The following is a 17,707-nucleotide window of genomic DNA, read 5'->3' on the forward strand; positions in this document are numbered from 1 at the left end:
TATTAATTTTACTAGTTACAAAAGGGACTATGACTTCCGCCATAGTCCCTTTTGTAACTCTATCTTTTATTCCCACTCAATAGTCGAAGGTGGCTTACTCGTAACATCGTACACGATCCGGTTAACGTGATCGACTTCATTGACGATCCGCACCGAGATCTTCTGTAAGACGTCCCAAGGAATCCGCGCAAAGTCAGCGGTCATGCCGTCAATTGACGTCACGGCCCGAATACCAACGGTGTAGTCGTATGTCCGACCATCACCCATGACACCGACTGACTTGATCCCTGGTAATACGGTAAAGTATTGCCAGATTTCGCGGTCTAAGCCGGCTTTCTTGATTTCATCGCGTAAGATGTAATCACTATCGCGGACGATTTCCAACTTATCTTCGGTAATTTCACCAATGACCCGAATCCCTAAACCAGGACCTGGGAATGGTTGACGCCAAACGAGCGCTGAAGGCATGCCAAGCTTTTCGCCCAATTCACGAGCTTCATCCTTAAACAAAGTCCGTAATGGTTCAATCAACTTAAATTGCATGTCCTTTGGCAATCCACCAACATTATGATGAGATTTAATCGTTTGCGCCGTGGAAGTCCCACTTTCGATAACGTCAGTGTACAACGTCCCTTGTGCTAAGAATTCCATCCCATTTAACTTAGTGGCTTCTTCATCGAAGACTTGGATAAATTCATTACCAATGATCTTTCGTTTGGTTTCGGGATCACTGACACCCTCTAATTTGCTCATAAACCGGTCTTTAGCATCAACTTTGATGATGTTCAAGCCGAATTTACCTTCTAAACTAGCCATCACTTGGTCAGCTTCACCTTTACGCAACAGACCATGATCAACGAAAATACTCGTCAATTGCGTGCCAATCGCCTTGTGCAATAAGACGCCGACAACACTAGAGTCTACCCCACCAGAAAGGCCGAGCAAGACTTTTTTGTCCCCAACTTCAGCGCGAATTTTTTCAATTTGCATGTCAATGAAATCATCCATTGACCAGTTGGCTTCAGCTTGGCAAACATCGAACGCGAAATGCCGTAAGATCTCGTTACCATAATCGGTGTTCCGCACTTCAGCGTGGAATTGAATCCCATACATCTTGCGGTCAACATTTTGAATGGCAGCGATTGGGCAGTTCTTCGAAGTTGCGACCACTTCAAAACCATCGGGAGCTTGAGTAACCAAGTCACCATGGCTCATCCAAACTGATTGTTCTTTAGGCGTGTCTTTGAATAAAGTGGCGTTATCACTAGTGACAGTGATGTTTGCTTTCCCATATTCGCGGTTATCAGCGGATTCAACTTTCCCACCATCGAGTGAGTAAGTCATCAGCTGCATCCCATAACAAATCCCCAAGATAGGAATCCCTAGCTTGAAAATCTCAGGATCAACCCGAAAGGCGCCATCATCGTAAACACTGTTCGGCCCACCAGAGAAAATAATTCCCTTTGGGTGGCGGGCTTTGATTTCATCAGCGGTGATCTTATTTGGAAGTAATTCCGAATAAACGCCGAAATCACGAATGCGCCGGGTAATCAATTGGTTATATTGACTCCCAAAATCCAACACAAGAATCGAGTCGAATGACGCGGTGTCCGTTTTTGCCAAGTTGTTCACTCCTTTGGATTAATTGTAGCTCAATATCTCTATCATACTGATTTCTCAAGGAACGGTCAATAACTATGAGAAATTTCTTAGCGGTTTAATACTTGCGGAAATAGACGGCGTCAATCAAATGATGCGCTACCTTATGCAAAATTAAATCCGCACGATTTCGCGTTGGTAAGATATAATCATTCAAGTTTTTCAAATCGACATCTTGCCACACCCGTTTGGCCATCGCGATTGCATCGGCATGGTCGCCGATCGCCCACGGATAAAAATAATTTTGTGGGTCTTGGAACGCCGTTTTCATCAACGCTTCAAAACGATCGAGATACCAGTTTTCAATTAAGTCAGCATCCGCATCGACATACACCGAGAAGTCGGTGAAATCACTAATATAAATATGTTGATGCGTCGGCAGTTGCAACACATTGATCCCTTCGATAATCAAAATATCAGGATGGGTAATCACGTCATAGCGATTTGGGACTACGTCATAGGTCTGATGCGAATACACCGGCGCCTTCGCAATCGGTTTGCCGCTCTTCACGTCATTTAAAAATTGAATCAGCCGTGGCATATCGTAACTTTCTGGAAAGCCCTTCCGTTCCATTAGCTGACGTTGCTTAAGCTCTGCGTTGGAATATAAAAAGCCATCGGTCGTAATTAATTGGGTACGCCGGTCCGGATATAAATACTTAAATAAAATTTCCAATAGACGCGCGGTGGTCGTTTTACCGACCGCGACACTCCCAGAGACGCCAATAATAAATGGGGATTGTTTATTTTTGCGTTGTAAAAAGACGGATTCCGTCTCCCGCCAGGACAAGTAGTGTTCAAACTTCGCCTGGAGTAAATGCGCTACGGGTAAATAAATCTCACGAACATCATCGATGCTGATCTGATCATTGAACGCTTTAATTTCGTGTAGATTATCGACGGTCAATGGCACGTGACCACCACGATAGAATCGTTTCCATTGCTCTCGTGAGAAGCGATAATAGTTCAGTTGCTCTTCCATAATTTGTTTGCCACCATCATTAAATTAATGGGCTAATTATAGCATAAAAGCAGTGGCAATTATGCCATCCCCCGCTCAGTATTACTGGGCAACTCACAAAATTCATTGGTAAAAAAATCAGCGCGACAACTAAGTAAACAGTTGTCGTGCTGATTAACTTTTTAATGTGCTAGCTCAAACGGTCGTTTCATTAATCGTATACAATTCTGGCTTGACCCGCGTCAACAATGGTGACAGCTCACCAATCGCAATCACAGTCAATTCATGCATTGCCCGCGAGCAAATTGTATAGAGTAATTGCCGTTCATCTTCACGTTGATAGTTATCAGTGTTGGCATTCCACACGATGACCGCGTCAAATTCCAACCCTTTCGCTAAGAACGATGGCACGACAATCAGCCCAGGCGCTAAACGCTGATTTTCGGTTCGAATCAAGGTGACATGAACGCCACGAGCTTGCAAGGCTGCCGTCAATTGCTCACTCTCAGCCAAAGTTTTGCCAATAATCGCCGTCGTATCATGGTCCGAATTATTAGTGCCTAATTGCTTAACCACTTGATCGACCGCCTGCTCGAAGTTATCCGTGACCGCCATATTCGGTAAGTCACCTTGGCGATCAAACGCCGTCACCGCTTCACCGTTCACCAGAATTTCTTTGGTAAAATCAGTAATTTGTTGCGTTGACCGATACGACTTAGTTAATTGAACGACCCGCGTCTTTTCTGGATCAAACAGGGTTTCCAATTCACCGATCAAGGTATGACTATTTTCTTTGGTGAAGATGGCTTGATTCAAGTCACCCAACATTGTAAAGCGCGCCTTCGGAAAACTAAACTTCAAAAAAGCCAGTTGGAACGCGTTGTAGTCTTGAATTTCATCTAAGAAAACAAACCGAATGTCGTTCTGACCTTTTTTACCGGTCATTAAGTCATGTAAGTACATATAGGCCGACACCGTCGTCAACGAAATATGCCGTTCCTTGATGGCTGCCAACTTGGCTTCTGTCGCCTGTTCCCAGTCATCTTTTGAAATCCCGTATTTGTCGAGATTCAAGATTTGTGGCACTTGCCGCAAGAAGTGCGCATATTGCATGTTGATACTCAAGAAACGATTACGGACAATTTGCGTCCGCGCAATGCCTAAACGTTTCATGACAATCTTGCGCGCTAAGAACTTGAATTCTTCATCGCCGTTCTTGAACTCGCGGGGCTGATTACCATACATGTCGTTCAATTCTTCTTTAGATAAGTCTTGAACAGTTTCTTCAACCCACTTCGTCCGCATTTCAGCCGCAACTTTTCGGTTCAAAATTTTGATTAATTCTTCCTTAGTCGCCGACAAGCGGTTACCTAAATGGTAGTTTTCATTAAATGAATAGTAGATTTCTTTAATTTTATCGCGTGGAATCAAGACTTCATCGTTCAGCGTGATGTTACGGAAACGCATGTCAGCGGATTCCAAATGATGGCCGTAAGCTGTAACCGCGTTGAAGAAGGCCAAGCTCCCTTCCAACTTGGTAATTTTTGCCATCGCTGGGGTATTTTCAGTCTCGAAACGCTGTTGCAACGTTTCCACCTGCATGTGTGGCAACCGGTATGAGGCATACTGGTAATACGTCATCTGGACCATATTTTGCTCGCCCAATTCAGGGAGCACTTGGTTAATATAGTCGTTGAATAATTGGTTCGGCGAGAATAAAATCACTTGCCCAGCGTTTAAATTACCCCGATAACGGTACAAGAGGTATGCCACTCGTTGCAGTACCGACGATGTTTTCCCAGATCCCGCCGCCCCTTGAACAAATAAGAGGTCCGAGCTGGTATCCCGGATGATTGTATTTTGTTCCTTCTGAATGGTCGTGACGATACTCTTCATCTTAACGTCAGACTTTTCGTCCAACACTTCGAGTAACATCGAATCGCCCACGGCTTCATCCGTATCGTAAACCGTCACAATCGTCCCGTCTTCGATCATCAGCTGACGCTTCAATTGAACATCGACCGCTTGTTGCCCATCTGGCGTTTGATACGTCACGTTGCCCAAACCACCATCGTAATAGATGCTGGAAATTGGCGCTCGCCAGTCATAAATCAAGAAGTGATCCGGACTGTCAGAAAATGAACTCAGGCCAATATAGATGGTTTCGGTCGCTGGTTCGCCCGCCTCATGAAAATCAAGGCGTGCAAAATAAGCATTCTTCTCCAACTTTTTCAAGGTCGACAGTTGTTTCGTCGCGTGTTGCCAACTGTTTTGCCGTTCGTCCAACATTTGTTGTTGTTGCCGGACAGACAAACCAGTTTCCATCATGCCTTCATAACTATCGGTCTTAATATTGACGTCATTATAAAAGTTTTGCTTAATATCGGCTTGATCGTTTTCGGAACGTTCAATCGTTTCACTCTGTTTCGTTTCTTCGGTCCGAATCTTATCAACCACATAATCAAGATGTTGTTGTTCTGAAGCTTTAATCGACTTAGCCATCAAGCGTCCTCCATTCCTAAAACTCGATAAACAATCTTATCACTATCCAAGGTCCGACTCAATCAATAACCTGTTAAAATGCATCAAATTCAATATTTTAGTTAAGGAAGTATGAACATTCTATTATCAAAGTTATGATTCGTTTAATTCAATAAAAATGTTTCCGCTTACACTAGCATTTACATAGGAATCCGACTAAACTAGATTTAACTTTACTGGAGGTGGCGCCGTTGGCCAATTTAATTGAAATCATGACCCATTTGGAAGATGTCATCGTGCCGTTATTAACGACACTCGGTAATTGGAGTTACATTACCCTATTTGCCGTTATCTTCCTTGAAACTGGTATGGTGATTTTTCCTTTTCTACCCGGAGAATCACTGATTTTTCTCGCGAGTACCATGGCTGCGACCCACACGAGCCTAAATATTCAAGTGCTCGTACCAGTTTTCTTCGCCGCGGCAGTCATCGGTGATACCGTTAATTTTGAAATCGGTCGCCATTTAATCAACCTGCCCTGGCTACAACGCCATTTACCCCAGGATAAACAACTCAAAGCCCAACATTTTTTCGCTAAGTATGGCAGTAAGGCCGTCATGTTCGGTCGCTTCGTGCCGCTCATTCGAACCTTCGTCCCATTGAGCGCTGGCGCAGCTAAAATGCCACAAAAATCATTTGCCTTTTGGAATTTGCTGGGCGTGGGCGTCTGGGTCGCTGTTGGCTGTTCACTCGGTTACTTCTTCGGTTCCATCAGTTTTGTGCAAGATCACTTATCGCTATTCTTCTTAGGAATTCTTGCCTGTGCGTTAATTCCAGCCGCGGTGATTACGTTAGCCAAAACACTACGACGCCATCCGGTCGCTTAAATCTAACTTGGATAACTGTCAGTTGACAGTTATTTTTTTATGCCAAATACGCTGATCAATCCAAGCCCAACAACTTTTCTCTTTTCAATCGCCAGCAAATTCTTTCATTAAATAAGTAAAAAGTGTATCCTTTCATAGAAGCAAACTCACGGAGGTGTCCATTCACAATGACAACCAAAAAGCTCGTCAGTTACCAGCCGGCTTGGCAATCACTGGCGACTGACCTGCAAACAGAACTCAAACAACTTTTGAGCACTGACCTAATTAAAGCTAGTCATGTTGGCAGTACGGCGATGCCGAAAGTACCCGCCCGACCAATCATCGACATTGCCCTCTTGGTCGCAGATTCTAAAAAAGCGTTAACGACGCTAAAGTCGACGTTTGATTTAACCACGGTCACAACACAACCGGCCATTTACCAGCTTGACTGGCACGACCAAGCTTTCAATTTACTACTTTTCACGGACTCTGACGCCTATCAAACAGTCATCAATTTCCGTGACTACATCAATGCGCATCGCACCGACAGTCGCAAATATACCGCCGTACGGCAAACCGCACTCACCAGTGATGATTATTACGCTGCGAAGACTGACTTTGTGACTAGCATTAATGGAAAAGCTAGCGATTGGTTGGCCACCAAAGATGCACACGAAACGCATGACCGGACCGTGCGCGCTGAACTCGTCAACATGTGCCTGATTATGAATCCTAAGACCCACGAAGTCATCGTCGAAAACAAGATTGATGCCAAATGGACCGGGTTGACTTTTCCCGGTGGTCACGTTGACCCTGGCGAATCGCAAATCCACGCCATGCAACGGGAAGTGCTTGAAGAAACCGGTTTAACTGTTACTAATTTAAAACTAGTCGGCACGGTCACCTGGGTCGAAAATGACGCTGGCGACGTGTCACTCGGCACGCTCTACACCACGACTGATTACAGCGGTGACTTACTCGCGGGGTCATATGAGGGCGCCATTAGTTGGCAACCACTCAGTGCTCTGACACCCGACAAACTCGCACCAGGTATCGAACCTATCTTAAAAGTCTTCACCAACCCTAACCTTAACGAAGCGTTTTGGGGCTTTGATGACGACCAACTCAATGTTTATTAGCAAAGAGAGGATTTATTATGGATCAAGTATCATTAGTCATTATTTTATTTGCGGCCTTACTAATCCCATTAGTGATGGCAAAATTCAAGATCAACAGCCTGCCCACGGCCGTGATGGAAATCATCGTCGGGATTATTCTGGGACCGAGCTTGCTCAACATCGTCACGATGACGACGTCAATCTCCCAACTCTCAACCATCGGGGTCATCGTCCTCCTATTCTTGAGTGGGCTCGAAATCGACTTCAGCCTGTTCAAAAAACGTCGAACCGCGCTCACGCCCCTCGAACAGAAACAGGCTGGCAATTTGCCTAAATACTCGCCAGTCCGTTTATCGGTCTACGCGTACAGCACCGTCATCATCCTATCTCTACTGCTTGCGGCGGCGTTCAAAGTCAGTGGCCTGTTCAGCGACTTTTGGCTCGCCACGATCTTATTTGGCACCATTTCACTAGGTATCGTGATTGCGGCCTTGAAGGAAAAAGAACTCTTGAGTAAAGCGTTCGGCCAAACCATTTTGCTTATCTCAGTCTTTGGTGAACTTATTCCAATGATGGGCTTAACACTCTACGCTTCAATCTTTGGCAGCAATTCGCAAAGCCTCTGGTTATTACTACTCATTTTGGCGGTAGCGGCCCTACTCCTATTGCGGTTCAAACCGTTCTTTAACTTCTACCAAAATATTAATAAATCGACGACGCAACTAGATATCCGCCTCGCCTTTTTCTTAATCGTGACGATGGTCACCGTCGCTGAAACGGTTGGTGCCGAAAACATTCTCGGCGCCTTTGTCGCTGGGATTGTCTTGAAATTATTACAACCTAGCGAAAGTACGCGTGAACGATTGGATTCCATCGGCTACGGCTTCTTTATTCCAATTTTCTTCATCTCAACCGGGGTCGATCTGAACCTGCGGACTATTTTAACCAGTGGTAAGACGCTACTCTTAATTCCGTTATTTTTCGTGGCCTACATGGTTGCCAAACTCGGTGGTTACTGGGTTTTGAAGTTGCGATTCAAGCAGGCCAATGCCATCGCTGGTACGGCTTTAACTGCCACAACGATGACCATGGTTTTAGCCGTTTTACGGGTTGCTAAATCCATGAAGACCATCACGAGTGACCAGTCTGGCGCCTTTTTATTGGCCGCCCTGCTCACCTGCATCGTTTCACCGTTAATTTTCAACAAGTTCTATTCTGCTGAAAAAGAAGATCTCGTCAAAACAGCGGTCCACTTTATTGGCGCCAACTTGAGTACAGTGCCGGTTGCGCAACAGTTACGCAAAGGTTGGTATGACGTCAAAATGTATACTAATCATCCGCAAAACTACGAAACCTATCATGCCCAGGCGCCTGTTCAGTTAATGGAAAACTTTTCCGCTGAACAGCTGGAAGCTCAGGGCGTCTTTGACGCTGACATTCTCGTTCTCGGCCATATGGATGCTGAACGCAACTACACTTTAGCCAAAGCGGCGAAGGATTATGGGGTCAAGCGAATCATTGTTCGTTTTGAAGACCGGAACGTGTTAAACGAACACGAAGATGAACTCCGCGACATGGGAATTGAAGTTTACAATACCCCCGAAGCGAACATCACTTTGTTACGGTCACTAATTGAATCACCATCAACCTTATTGATGTTACAAGATACCGAAAACAGTATCTACGAAGTCCGTGTCGTCAACCACTTGTACACTAATGTGCAGATCAAGAATCTTCAATTTGCCAAAGATATTACAATCAGCGAAGTGATCCGCAATCGCAAGATTATCGTACCTAATGGGAATACCTTGATTCAGTATGGTGACCGGTTAATCTTTACTGGGAGTAAACAGGATGCCCCTCGGATTCGCCAAGCTTTAGCGACTGCTAATTAATATGCTAAGATAGACCTATCATTATTTTAAGGGAGACCCATATGTCTACATTTTCAGTTTACATGATTCGTCATGGACAAACTTACTTTAACAAGTACCGCCGGATGCAAGGTTGGTGTGACTCACCATTGACCGAAGTCGGCAAACAGGATGCCCGTAACGCCGGTAAAATGTTAGCTGGCATTCACTTTGATGCGGCTTACGCCAGCGATATGACCCGCGCGATGGACACGGCCAAATTAATCTTGCCCAATAGTGGCAATGGCGATTTAGACGTGACCCCCATGCCGGCTTTTCGCGAAGCCTTCTATGGTTACTTTGAAGGTGGCGACACCTCGCAAACTTGGTACATGATTGGCGCGCCCCACCAAGCCCCATCATTGTCGGACATCATCGAAAAGTACGGCATCCACAAAGCCAAAGATTTCGCCAAGGAAGCAGACCCTTTCCATCAAGCAGAAAACAATGCTGAGTTCTGGGAACGGGTCAATGGCGGTATTGCTGAGCTACGTGCCAAATCACATGATGGCGATAAAGTCCTGCTCGTCAGTCATGGCAATACGATCTTTAGTATTGCCGCAGAAGTCATGACTTTAAACTCGCCAGCCCGGCCCCAAAATGGCAGCGTGACGAAGTTCACTATTTCTGACGATGCGATTCGCGTGGACTACTTTGGTAAAAAAGACCATATTGTCTAATTTAAGGAGTTTAACATGTCTCAACTTTCAATCTATCTCGTCCGGCATGGCCAGACTTATTTCAATTTATTCAATCGCATGCAGGGCTGGTCAGACTCACCATTAACTGACCAGGGTAAAAACACCGCTAAACAGGTCGGCAAAGCCTTAGCCAACGTTGACTTTGCCCACTACTACTCTAGTGATTCTAAACGGGCGATGGATACCGCCAAGCTCATTCAATCGGCAGCGGGTAAAGCCACCGGCGTACTAACCACGTTACCAAGTTTCCGCGAAGAATTCTACGGTTACTATGAAGGTGACGATTCCAGTCGAACTTGGTCGTTAGTCGGTAAAGATTACGGCGTAACTAGTCTCCATGAATTACTCGACCGTGTTTCAATTGAAACGACCAAGGATTTAATGCATGAAATTGACCCTTTTCATGAAGCTGAAGACAATCAAACCTATTGGGAACGCGTTAATCAGGGCTTTGATTATTTGAAAGCCCATCATGACAACCACGAAAAAGTGCTCGTTGCCACTCATGGCACGACGATTCGTAGTATTGTGTCGCGCTTTGGCCCTGAATTTGACATTTCGCGAGGGCCAAAAAATGGTAGTGTGACCCGTTTGGACATCGATGGTGACCAAATCAAGGTGCAGAGTTATGCGGAAGATTTAGCTGAATAACAATCAACTGCTGCGCAAATTTGCGTGGCAGTTTTTTTAACTCGTGACTTTAATCCCAATAATGCCAATGATTAACATCGCAATAAATACCCAAGTGATTGGCGCAATCTGGTCTTTAAAGATAATCACCCCAACTAAGATGGCCCCAACTGCACCAATTCCTGTCCAGATGGGATAGGCAATACTCAACGGTAAATGTTTCGTTGCCAAAGCTAAGAATCCGAAACTCAGAACCATGCCAACAATGTTCGCCGCCGTATAGCCTAGCTGACTAAACCCATTGCTTAACTTCATCATCGTTGCCCAAACCACTTCAAAAATACCTGCAACCACTAAATAAATCCATGTCATACTTTTTCCTCCTCAAAATAAAAAGACAGCGCCCCGTCAACTTCCGCAATGACCTAAGGAAGTTAACGACACGCTGTCCGGTGACAGTTCTGTTTAATTAATTCAGTTCAATATAGCAAATCTCAGCCAATCGGTCAAGATTACTGATCTCGTAATAACCATTTTGTGAGTGGTGTTAACGTTGACGGTAGCGTCTCACGGGCAAAGAATTGTGCCGCACTAGTCTCGTTGGTTGTGGTCTTCAATGTCCCACCGACGATCCGACCTCGATACAAGGTTGTCACACTATCAATGACATCGCCATTCGGATACACATAGTGCATCTGTGGCCCACTGAATACATCAATCAGTTCCAACGCACCAACCGTCAACCCCGTTTCTTCACGACATTCACGCTGAGCGGTTTGCTGGACCGTCTCGCCAGGTTCGGTTGATCCTGCTGGCAATCCCCACAACTGATTGTCGGTTCGCTTAACCAACAAGATTTCATCCGCAGCATTACACGCAATTACTGCCGCACCCGCAACGACTAGCGGCTGATGTCCCACTTTTTGGCGCAGATCTAAGACATAGCCCATTGCTATCACCTTCCTAATCCCCTAATCATTAATAATCTGATTAGACATGTTATACTTAACCTAACTATAACACGTCAGGAGTGATTGAATGTCCGAACCAAGCGTTCAAAATGTCATTATTGCCGGCATGTCCAAAACTGTGACTAACTATGACTACGCAATGTCTGAACTTGAAGCCTTAGTTGAAGCCAACAACATGCACGCCGCTTTACGAATTGATCAGGGCCTAGAAAAGCCTAATCCCGCAACCTACTTTGGTAAAGGAAAAGTCGTTGAAATCAAAGAGATGGGTGAAGCTAACGATCTCGACATCATGATTGTTAACGCTGACTTAACCCCAAGCCAAGTGCGTAACTTGGAAACTGAAACCGGTCTGCAAATTATCGATCGGACCGGCTTAATTCTCGAAATTTTTGGGAATCGCGCTCGGAGTAAAGAAGCCAAACTGCAAGTTAAAATTGCCCAACTGCAATATCAATTACCACGCTTACGGACCAGTATGGCCAACCGGCTGGACCAACAAGCTGGGGCCGCTGCTGGTGGTGGCGGTGGCTATACCAACCGTGGTGCTGGTGAAACTCAGATTGAATTGAACCGGCGAACGATTCAAGATCGCATCAGTCACGCCAAACACGAGCTCAAGGAACTCAACAAAGATGAAGAAGTTCGTCGCGCGCAACGGGACAAAGCTGATTTACCAAATGTTGCCTTAGTAGGTTATACCAACGCAGGTAAATCAACCACCATGAACGGGTTAGTCCGCTTATTTGGTAAAGGTGAAGATAAGCAAGTCTTCGAAAAGGATATGCTGTTCGCCACCTTGGATACTAGCATCCGCCAACTCACCTTCCCTGATAACAAACAATTGTTATTAAGTGATACCGTCGGCTTCGTTAGCAACTTGCCACATAACTTGATCAACGCCTTCCGTTCCACTTTGTCCGAAGCCGCGAACGCCGATTTGTTGATTCAAGTCATTGATTACTCAGATCCACATTACAAAGAAATGATGGATACGACCGAAACGACTTTGAAAGCTATTGGCGTGCATGATGTGCCAATGATTTATGCTTATAACAAAGCCGATTTAACGGAAGCCAGTTATCCAAATGTGCAAGATGACCAATTGATCTACGCTGCCAAAGATGAAAAATCCTTACAGCTTTTAACGAAAATCATTAAAGAAAAAGTCTTCAAAAATTACGTGACGACAACATTGTTGATTCCATTCAGCGATGGTGAGGTCGTCGCCTACTTGAATGATCATGCTAACATTCTTAAGACTGATTACTTGGCAGATGGGACCCAACTTAAAGTGGAACTAAATGCGGTGGATGCCCAACGATATGCCCATTACGAAGTGACCCCAGCCTAATTAAACGATCAAGGCTCTCAATTCCAACGAATTGGGGCCTTTTTTTTGCAAACACACACACAAATATCGCAATACCAGTAACCGTCACATCTAAAGTAGATTCACCCAAATTGAGCGCTCCGTCAGTCAAAATCGGTGTGCTGTGGGGGACGTCGCCAGCCACAGCACGGTCTGGCGTCTCAATTCCAAGCCGATAAAACACGTCTTTGAATTGCCCCGTAAGATTAGCCAGCCAAGAACGCCGACTAATCTTACTGACACTGCACACCAATTTTGACTGACTCCACTAAGCGTAAATAACGAATTTGTGAAAAAATAGGTACTGATTAGCTAGAGGTTATTGCCGGTAGCATCGGACGTGCAGGTGGCGTTTGACCGGCGTTCTTTGCCGGCCTTACACCACGGACGGTCTGAAAGATTTGCGATTTTTACAAGACTTCCAGACGAGGCTCAAGACGTTCCTGAAGCTTGAACCGGTCCCTCGTCCGCATGTTATCAGCAACAACCGGAAACGGTAGTAATTTACTAGTTTCACCGCCTGATTATTGACATAGTGGTGCGGAACAGCAATTTTCAACTTGCAACCTTTTGCAAAAAATACATAATCTTTACCCCTTGTTTACCAGAAATATACTTTTAAGGCGCTAAATCTCGATACAATACGAGCAGATTAATAACAAAGGAGTCTGCTTGTGGTTCAAATACAATTAAGCAACATTCGGAAAAGTTATGAACAAACGACCGTCATTGACCAACTGGATCTGACTCTCCCAGATCAGCAGATCACGACCTTGATTGGGCCGTCCGGTTCGGGTAAATCAACCCTGCTCAATATGATCGCCGGTTTGCAAGTTCCAACCGCTGGTCAAATCAAATTTGATGAGACCGTCGTTTTTGATGCGACCCAACAGGTCAATTTGGCCCCGGCCAAGCGCGATTTAGCTATGGTCTTCCAAGACTTTGCCCTCTGGCCACATATGACCGTCTTCAAAAACGTGGCCTTCGCACTTGAACCTAAGCTCAGTAAATCAGCCATTGCCGAACGCGTGCAGTGGGCCTTGGCTCAAGTTGGGCTGGTCGATTTTAGCAGTCGTTACCCTGGCGAGTTGTCTGGTGGTCAACAGCAGCGAGTCTCGTTAGCTCGCGCACTCGCCGTTCAGCCCAAGCTAATTCTCTTTGATGAAGCATTGAGTGCCTTGGATCCACAATTACGTGAGTCTCTGCAACTTGAGATCAGTGAGTTGATTCATCGTAATCATCTGACGGCCATCTTCGTGACCCATGATCGCAACGAAGCGCTCCGAATTTCAGATCATCTGGTTCTGATCAAGGACGGCAAAATTGTGCAAACGGGTACGGCAACTGAACTCTATCAGCGACCCGTCAATCTGTTTGCAGCTAACTTCATTGGACCTTTAAACTATCTAGACGACCACACTGGCGTTCGGCCAGAACACGTGAGTTTAACCCCACAGCCTAATTGGCAAACTTTCGACGGACAGGTCGTCAGTTCTACTTTTGCTGGGAATCATTTTGACACCGTTGTCCAGTTGCCCAAGCAACAGTGGCACGTCAACACCGACCGTGGTTATCAGCCACAAGCCACAAAAATTTTTGTCGACCCTCAAGCCATTCTAACTAATTAGGAGTTATTTAAACCATGCCAAACAAAAAAATCGTTCTCTCACTCTCTGCACTTGCCGTATTAGCCTTAGGTTCTGGCGTCTATTTCGCCAATTCCCACGGCCAAGCAACGACTGCCAAGCAAGGTGACACCAAGACATTAACCGTCTACGCTGCTGGTCCAAAACCACTTTCAGATAAAATCGTCAAAGGGTTTGAAAAAAAGTCTGGTATTAAAGTTAAAACCTTTGATGGTACGACCGGTAAGATTTTGAGCAAGTTGAAAGCCGAAGAAAGTAATCCCCAAGCCGATGTTCTAGTACTTGCTTCCATGGCTGCCGGCGTGGATTTACAAACTCACAAAAAACTGCTGACTTATGACGCTAAAAATGTCGATCAGTTGAACGCCCAATTTAAAGACAGCAAGCACCAACTCTTCAACTACAGTGCCTCCGCCGTCGGAATTACTTACAATACCAAAGAAGTTAAAACAGCCCCAACCGATTGGGCAGATTTAACTACAGAAACCTACAAAAACAGTCTCACAATTCCAGATCCCAAAACTTCTGGTTCTAGCTTAGACTTTATCAACGTCTACCAAATGCAGCACGGTCAGAGTTATCTCAAACAATTGAAACAAAACGGCGCTGAAATCGGGGGTGCCAATAAAGAAGTCCTCGATGCCGTCGTCACTGGTCAAAAGAAGGCCGTAGTTGGTGGGGTGGATTACATGAGTATTGCCGCAATTAAGAAGGGTGAAAAGATTGGCTTCACCTATCCTAAGAGTGGCACGTTGGTTAATCCCCGACCGGCAATGATCTTAAAATCTACGAAGCATGCGGCCGCTGCTAAACAGTTTATCGATTACTTGCTTTCAGACACCGTTCAAAAGCAACTTAAAAAGAGCTATTTGATTCCTGGGACCGCTGATAAACTGACTAGTCCACTGAATAACGCCCCAATTAAGAGTTACACCGTAAACTGGAACGATGCGAATAAGGCCTTGGAAGCTAACATTAAAAAATTCAATCAGGTCTTAGGTCATGACTAAGCATCGTTCTTGGACTGGATTAGTCATAATCTTTGCCCTGCTATTGGCCTTGATTATTGCCGGACCATTAGTTGCATTAATTGGCCAGACGCTGTTAGGTTCTCATCCAGCTGAACTTATTCACCGGCTTTCGACGCCTACCATTCTGACTAGTCTTGGGCACAGTTTAATGTTGGGATTAGGGACAATCATTGGCACCACCGTGATTGCCACCCCACTCGCCTTTATCATGACGCGAACCAAGCTAGCCCAATATATGTGGTTACATTGGCTATTACTCGTCCCATTTATGACACCACCATATATCAACGCCATGGGCTGGATCTACTTTTTCCAACCTCATGGGCTCTTGGCACAAGTTTTTCCTAGCAGCTCACTAAATTTCAAAGGTCTGTTTTCGCCCTTTGGGATTATTTTAATCATGAGCTTGCACCTATATCCTTTTGCCTACTTGCTGTTACGTAATGCCTTGGCACAGTTTAATCAGCGTTGGACCCAAGCCGCATTCGTCCATGGTGTCTCGCGCATCCGGACGCTTACACGGATAACCTTGCCAATCCTGCTAGTCCCCTATCTTGCCATGTGGGTATTAGTATTTACGAAGACCTTAGCGGAATTCGGGACCCCGGCAACCTTTGGCCGGACGATTCACTTTGAGGTCCTTACGACAACGATTCAAAAAGATTTAAGTCAATGGCCACTGGACTTCAAGGGCGGCGTTCTAGCCGGTACGATTTTATTAAGCCTCGCGTTATTTGCTTGGGTCGCTCAACAACTGTTACTCAAACAACCTAAGATTCAGATGGCGCATAATCAACATCCAGTCATTAATCACCGCTGGACAGTTACGTTGGCTGCAACTTTAATCGTTGGTACCTTATTGCTAGTTGCGATTGGGATTCCATACGTTTCAATTATCTTCCAATCCCTACTAAAACAACGTAGCGCTGGCCTGACGATAGGAAACTGGACGGCGGAACACTATTTGGCACTGTTGCGCTTTGACAGTCCGGCTTTCAAAGCCTTAGTCAATACCTTTGGCTTAGCAATCGTCATCAGTATCGCTAACCTCATTATTGGGACTTTAATCAGTGTCGCCAGTACAACCAAACGTTTGCCAAAAAGCCTGCGGAAAATTTTTCACTTATTGGGTTCCTTACCATTAGCTATCCCCAATGTCGTGTTAGCCTTAAGCTTGATGATTTTTTTCTCACAGCTATTAGCGTTTACGAAACTTTACGGGACTATTTCGGTTCTAATTATTGCGGACATCATGCTATTTTTACCCACAACGGTCCAATATATGACGACTGCTCTACAAGAATTTAATGATAATTTTCTCAATAGTGCTCGTATTTTTGAAACGAGTCCCAACCGCATTATCTTCAAAATTATTATCCCAGTCTTGATGCCGGCGCTCGTCAATAGTTTTGCCATGTCGTTCATCGCCACCAGTCGAGAACTGGTCGTCGCACTCTTGTTATTACCATCTGGAATGACGACCATTTCATCGTTCATCTATCAGGCCTTCGAACAAGGCGATGCGTCGCAAGGCATGGCGCTCGCTGTCATTACCGTGATGATTACCTTCATTATCTTGCTAATTTCAAATAGTCTGCTGGATAAACAGCTAAAAACGGACCACTAAGCTGAAATATCAATATTTTGTTAAAATTGCGACATAACTTGTCGTTACCTATTGCAATTGTTACCCCTGTTCGATTACACTAAGAGTGCAATCAGGCGTGATGAACCTGGTTGTGGGACCTGGTTGTTTTAGCATGTGGATCCTATTGAAAAATCCCATAATGATACAACCTTAAAAAAGACCGCTGACTTAATTGCCAGCGGCCTTTTTGTCTTAAACTAAGAATTATTAACTAAGATTGAAAACTAAAGGTCGAAAGACCCAAAAACATCACAAATGTCGCAGTACCAGTGACCTTTACGTCTAAAGTAGACTTGCCCGAATTCAGCGCTCCGTCAGTCAAAATCGGTGTGCTGTGGGGGTACGGTGCCAGCCAAAGATCGGTCTGGCGCCTCAACTCAAAGCCGATAACCCCCGTCTTTGAATTGCCCCGCGAGCTTAGTCAGCCCAGAACGCCAACTAATCTTACCGACACTGCACACCGATTTTGACTGACTCCGCTAAACGTAACTAACGGATTTATCCCCCAAAAAACTACTGATTAGCTGGAAGTTGTTGCTGATAGCAGCGGACGTGCAGGTGGCGTTTGAACGGCGCTTTTTGCCGGCCTTACACCGCGGACGGTCCGGGAGATTTGCGGTTTTAGCAAAGCTTTCGGGCGAGGTTCAAGACGCTTCTAAGGCTCGAACCGGTCCCTCGTCCGCATGTTATCAGCAACAACCGGAAGCGAC

Annotated in this window: 14 protein-coding genes; 9 read left to right on the plus strand and 5 right to left on the minus strand. The window is 45.3% G+C overall.

The window, feature by feature from the left end:
• Positions 1-66 precede the first annotated feature (66 nt).
• The 3 genes from guaA to helD form a co-directional block, all read right to left on the minus strand.
• Positions 67-1,623, minus strand: coding sequence for a glutamine-hydrolyzing GMP synthase (guaA, locus tag FFM64_RS00995; RefSeq protein WP_137606132.1), 1,557 nt, complete (start codon positions 1,621-1,623; stop codon positions 67-69).
• Between the two features lie 94 nt (positions 1,624-1,717).
• Positions 1,718-2,641: a type I pantothenate kinase gene (coaA, locus tag FFM64_RS01000; RefSeq protein ID WP_137606133.1), complete on the minus strand. Its 924-nt coding sequence runs from the start codon at positions 2,639-2,641 to the stop codon at positions 1,718-1,720.
• Between the two features lie 174 nt (positions 2,642-2,815).
• Entirely contained in the window at positions 2,816-5,122 is a 2,307-nt protein-coding gene (helD, locus tag FFM64_RS01005) for an RNA polymerase recycling motor HelD (protein WP_137606134.1), read from the minus strand.
• Between the two features lie 230 nt (positions 5,123-5,352).
• On the opposite strand from helD, the gene FFM64_RS01010 reads away from it, so the two are divergent.
• From FFM64_RS01010 to FFM64_RS01030, 5 genes are all read left to right on the plus strand, one after another.
• The gene (locus FFM64_RS01010; RefSeq protein ID WP_137606135.1) at positions 5,353-5,988 is read left to right on the plus strand and encodes a DedA family protein; all 636 of its coding nucleotides are present in this window, start codon (positions 5,353-5,355) and stop codon (positions 5,986-5,988) included.
• A gap of 167 nt (positions 5,989-6,155) precedes the next feature.
• Complete coding sequence (locus FFM64_RS01015) at positions 6,156-7,106, plus strand: GrpB family protein (RefSeq protein WP_137606136.1); 951 nt, start codon at positions 6,156-6,158, stop codon at positions 7,104-7,106.
• A 17-nt stretch (positions 7,107-7,123) separates the two neighbouring features.
• Positions 7,124-8,980, plus strand: coding sequence for a monovalent cation:proton antiporter family protein (locus FFM64_RS01020; RefSeq protein ID WP_137606137.1), 1,857 nt, complete (start codon positions 7,124-7,126; stop codon positions 8,978-8,980).
• A 41-nt stretch (positions 8,981-9,021) separates the two neighbouring features.
• Positions 9,022-9,678, plus strand: a complete 657-nt coding sequence (locus FFM64_RS01025; RefSeq protein WP_137606138.1) for a histidine phosphatase family protein — start codon at positions 9,022-9,024, stop codon at positions 9,676-9,678.
• 15 nt (positions 9,679-9,693) lie between these two features.
• Positions 9,694-10,350: a histidine phosphatase family protein gene (locus FFM64_RS01030; RefSeq protein ID WP_137606139.1), complete on the plus strand. Its 657-nt coding sequence runs from the start codon at positions 9,694-9,696 to the stop codon at positions 10,348-10,350.
• 36 nt (positions 10,351-10,386) lie between these two features.
• Here FFM64_RS01030 and FFM64_RS01035 read toward each other — a convergent pair whose 3' ends face one another.
• Both FFM64_RS01035 and FFM64_RS01040 read right to left on the minus strand, forming a co-directional pair.
• Positions 10,387-10,701 carry a DMT family transporter gene (locus tag FFM64_RS01035; RefSeq protein ID WP_137606140.1) on the minus strand — a complete coding sequence of 105 codons (315 nt, stop codon included), beginning with the start codon at positions 10,699-10,701 and terminating at the stop codon, positions 10,387-10,389.
• Between the two features lie 140 nt (positions 10,702-10,841).
• On the minus strand, positions 10,842-11,279 hold the full coding sequence (locus tag FFM64_RS01040; RefSeq protein WP_137606141.1) for an NUDIX hydrolase: 438 nt from the start codon (positions 11,277-11,279) through the stop codon (positions 10,842-10,844).
• A gap of 88 nt (positions 11,280-11,367) precedes the next feature.
• Between FFM64_RS01040 and hflX the strand changes: the two genes are divergently transcribed.
• The 4 genes from hflX to FFM64_RS01060 all read left to right on the plus strand — a co-directional run bounded on the left by hflX (position 11,368) and on the right by FFM64_RS01060 (position 16,976).
• The gene (gene hflX / locus FFM64_RS01045; protein ID WP_137606142.1) at positions 11,368-12,654 is read left to right on the plus strand and encodes a GTPase HflX; all 1,287 of its coding nucleotides are present in this window, start codon (positions 11,368-11,370) and stop codon (positions 12,652-12,654) included.
• Positions 12,655-13,346: 692 nt separating this feature from the next.
• The gene (locus FFM64_RS01050) at positions 13,347-14,300 is read left to right on the plus strand and encodes an ABC transporter ATP-binding protein (RefSeq protein WP_137606143.1); all 954 of its coding nucleotides are present in this window, start codon (positions 13,347-13,349) and stop codon (positions 14,298-14,300) included.
• A gap of 14 nt (positions 14,301-14,314) precedes the next feature.
• Complete coding sequence (locus FFM64_RS01055) at positions 14,315-15,328, plus strand: extracellular solute-binding protein (RefSeq protein ID WP_137606144.1); 1,014 nt, start codon at positions 14,315-14,317, stop codon at positions 15,326-15,328.
• The gene (locus FFM64_RS01060) at positions 15,321-16,976 is read left to right on the plus strand and encodes an ABC transporter permease (RefSeq protein ID WP_137606145.1); all 1,656 of its coding nucleotides are present in this window, start codon (positions 15,321-15,323) and stop codon (positions 16,974-16,976) included. Before FFM64_RS01055 ends, FFM64_RS01060 begins: the two co-directional genes overlap by 8 nt.
• The last annotated feature ends 731 nt before the right edge of the window (positions 16,977-17,707 follow it).

The organism is Lactiplantibacillus daoliensis (assembly GCF_005405005.1).
GTDB lineage: Bacteria > Bacillota > Bacilli > Lactobacillales > Lactobacillaceae > Lactiplantibacillus > Lactiplantibacillus daoliensis.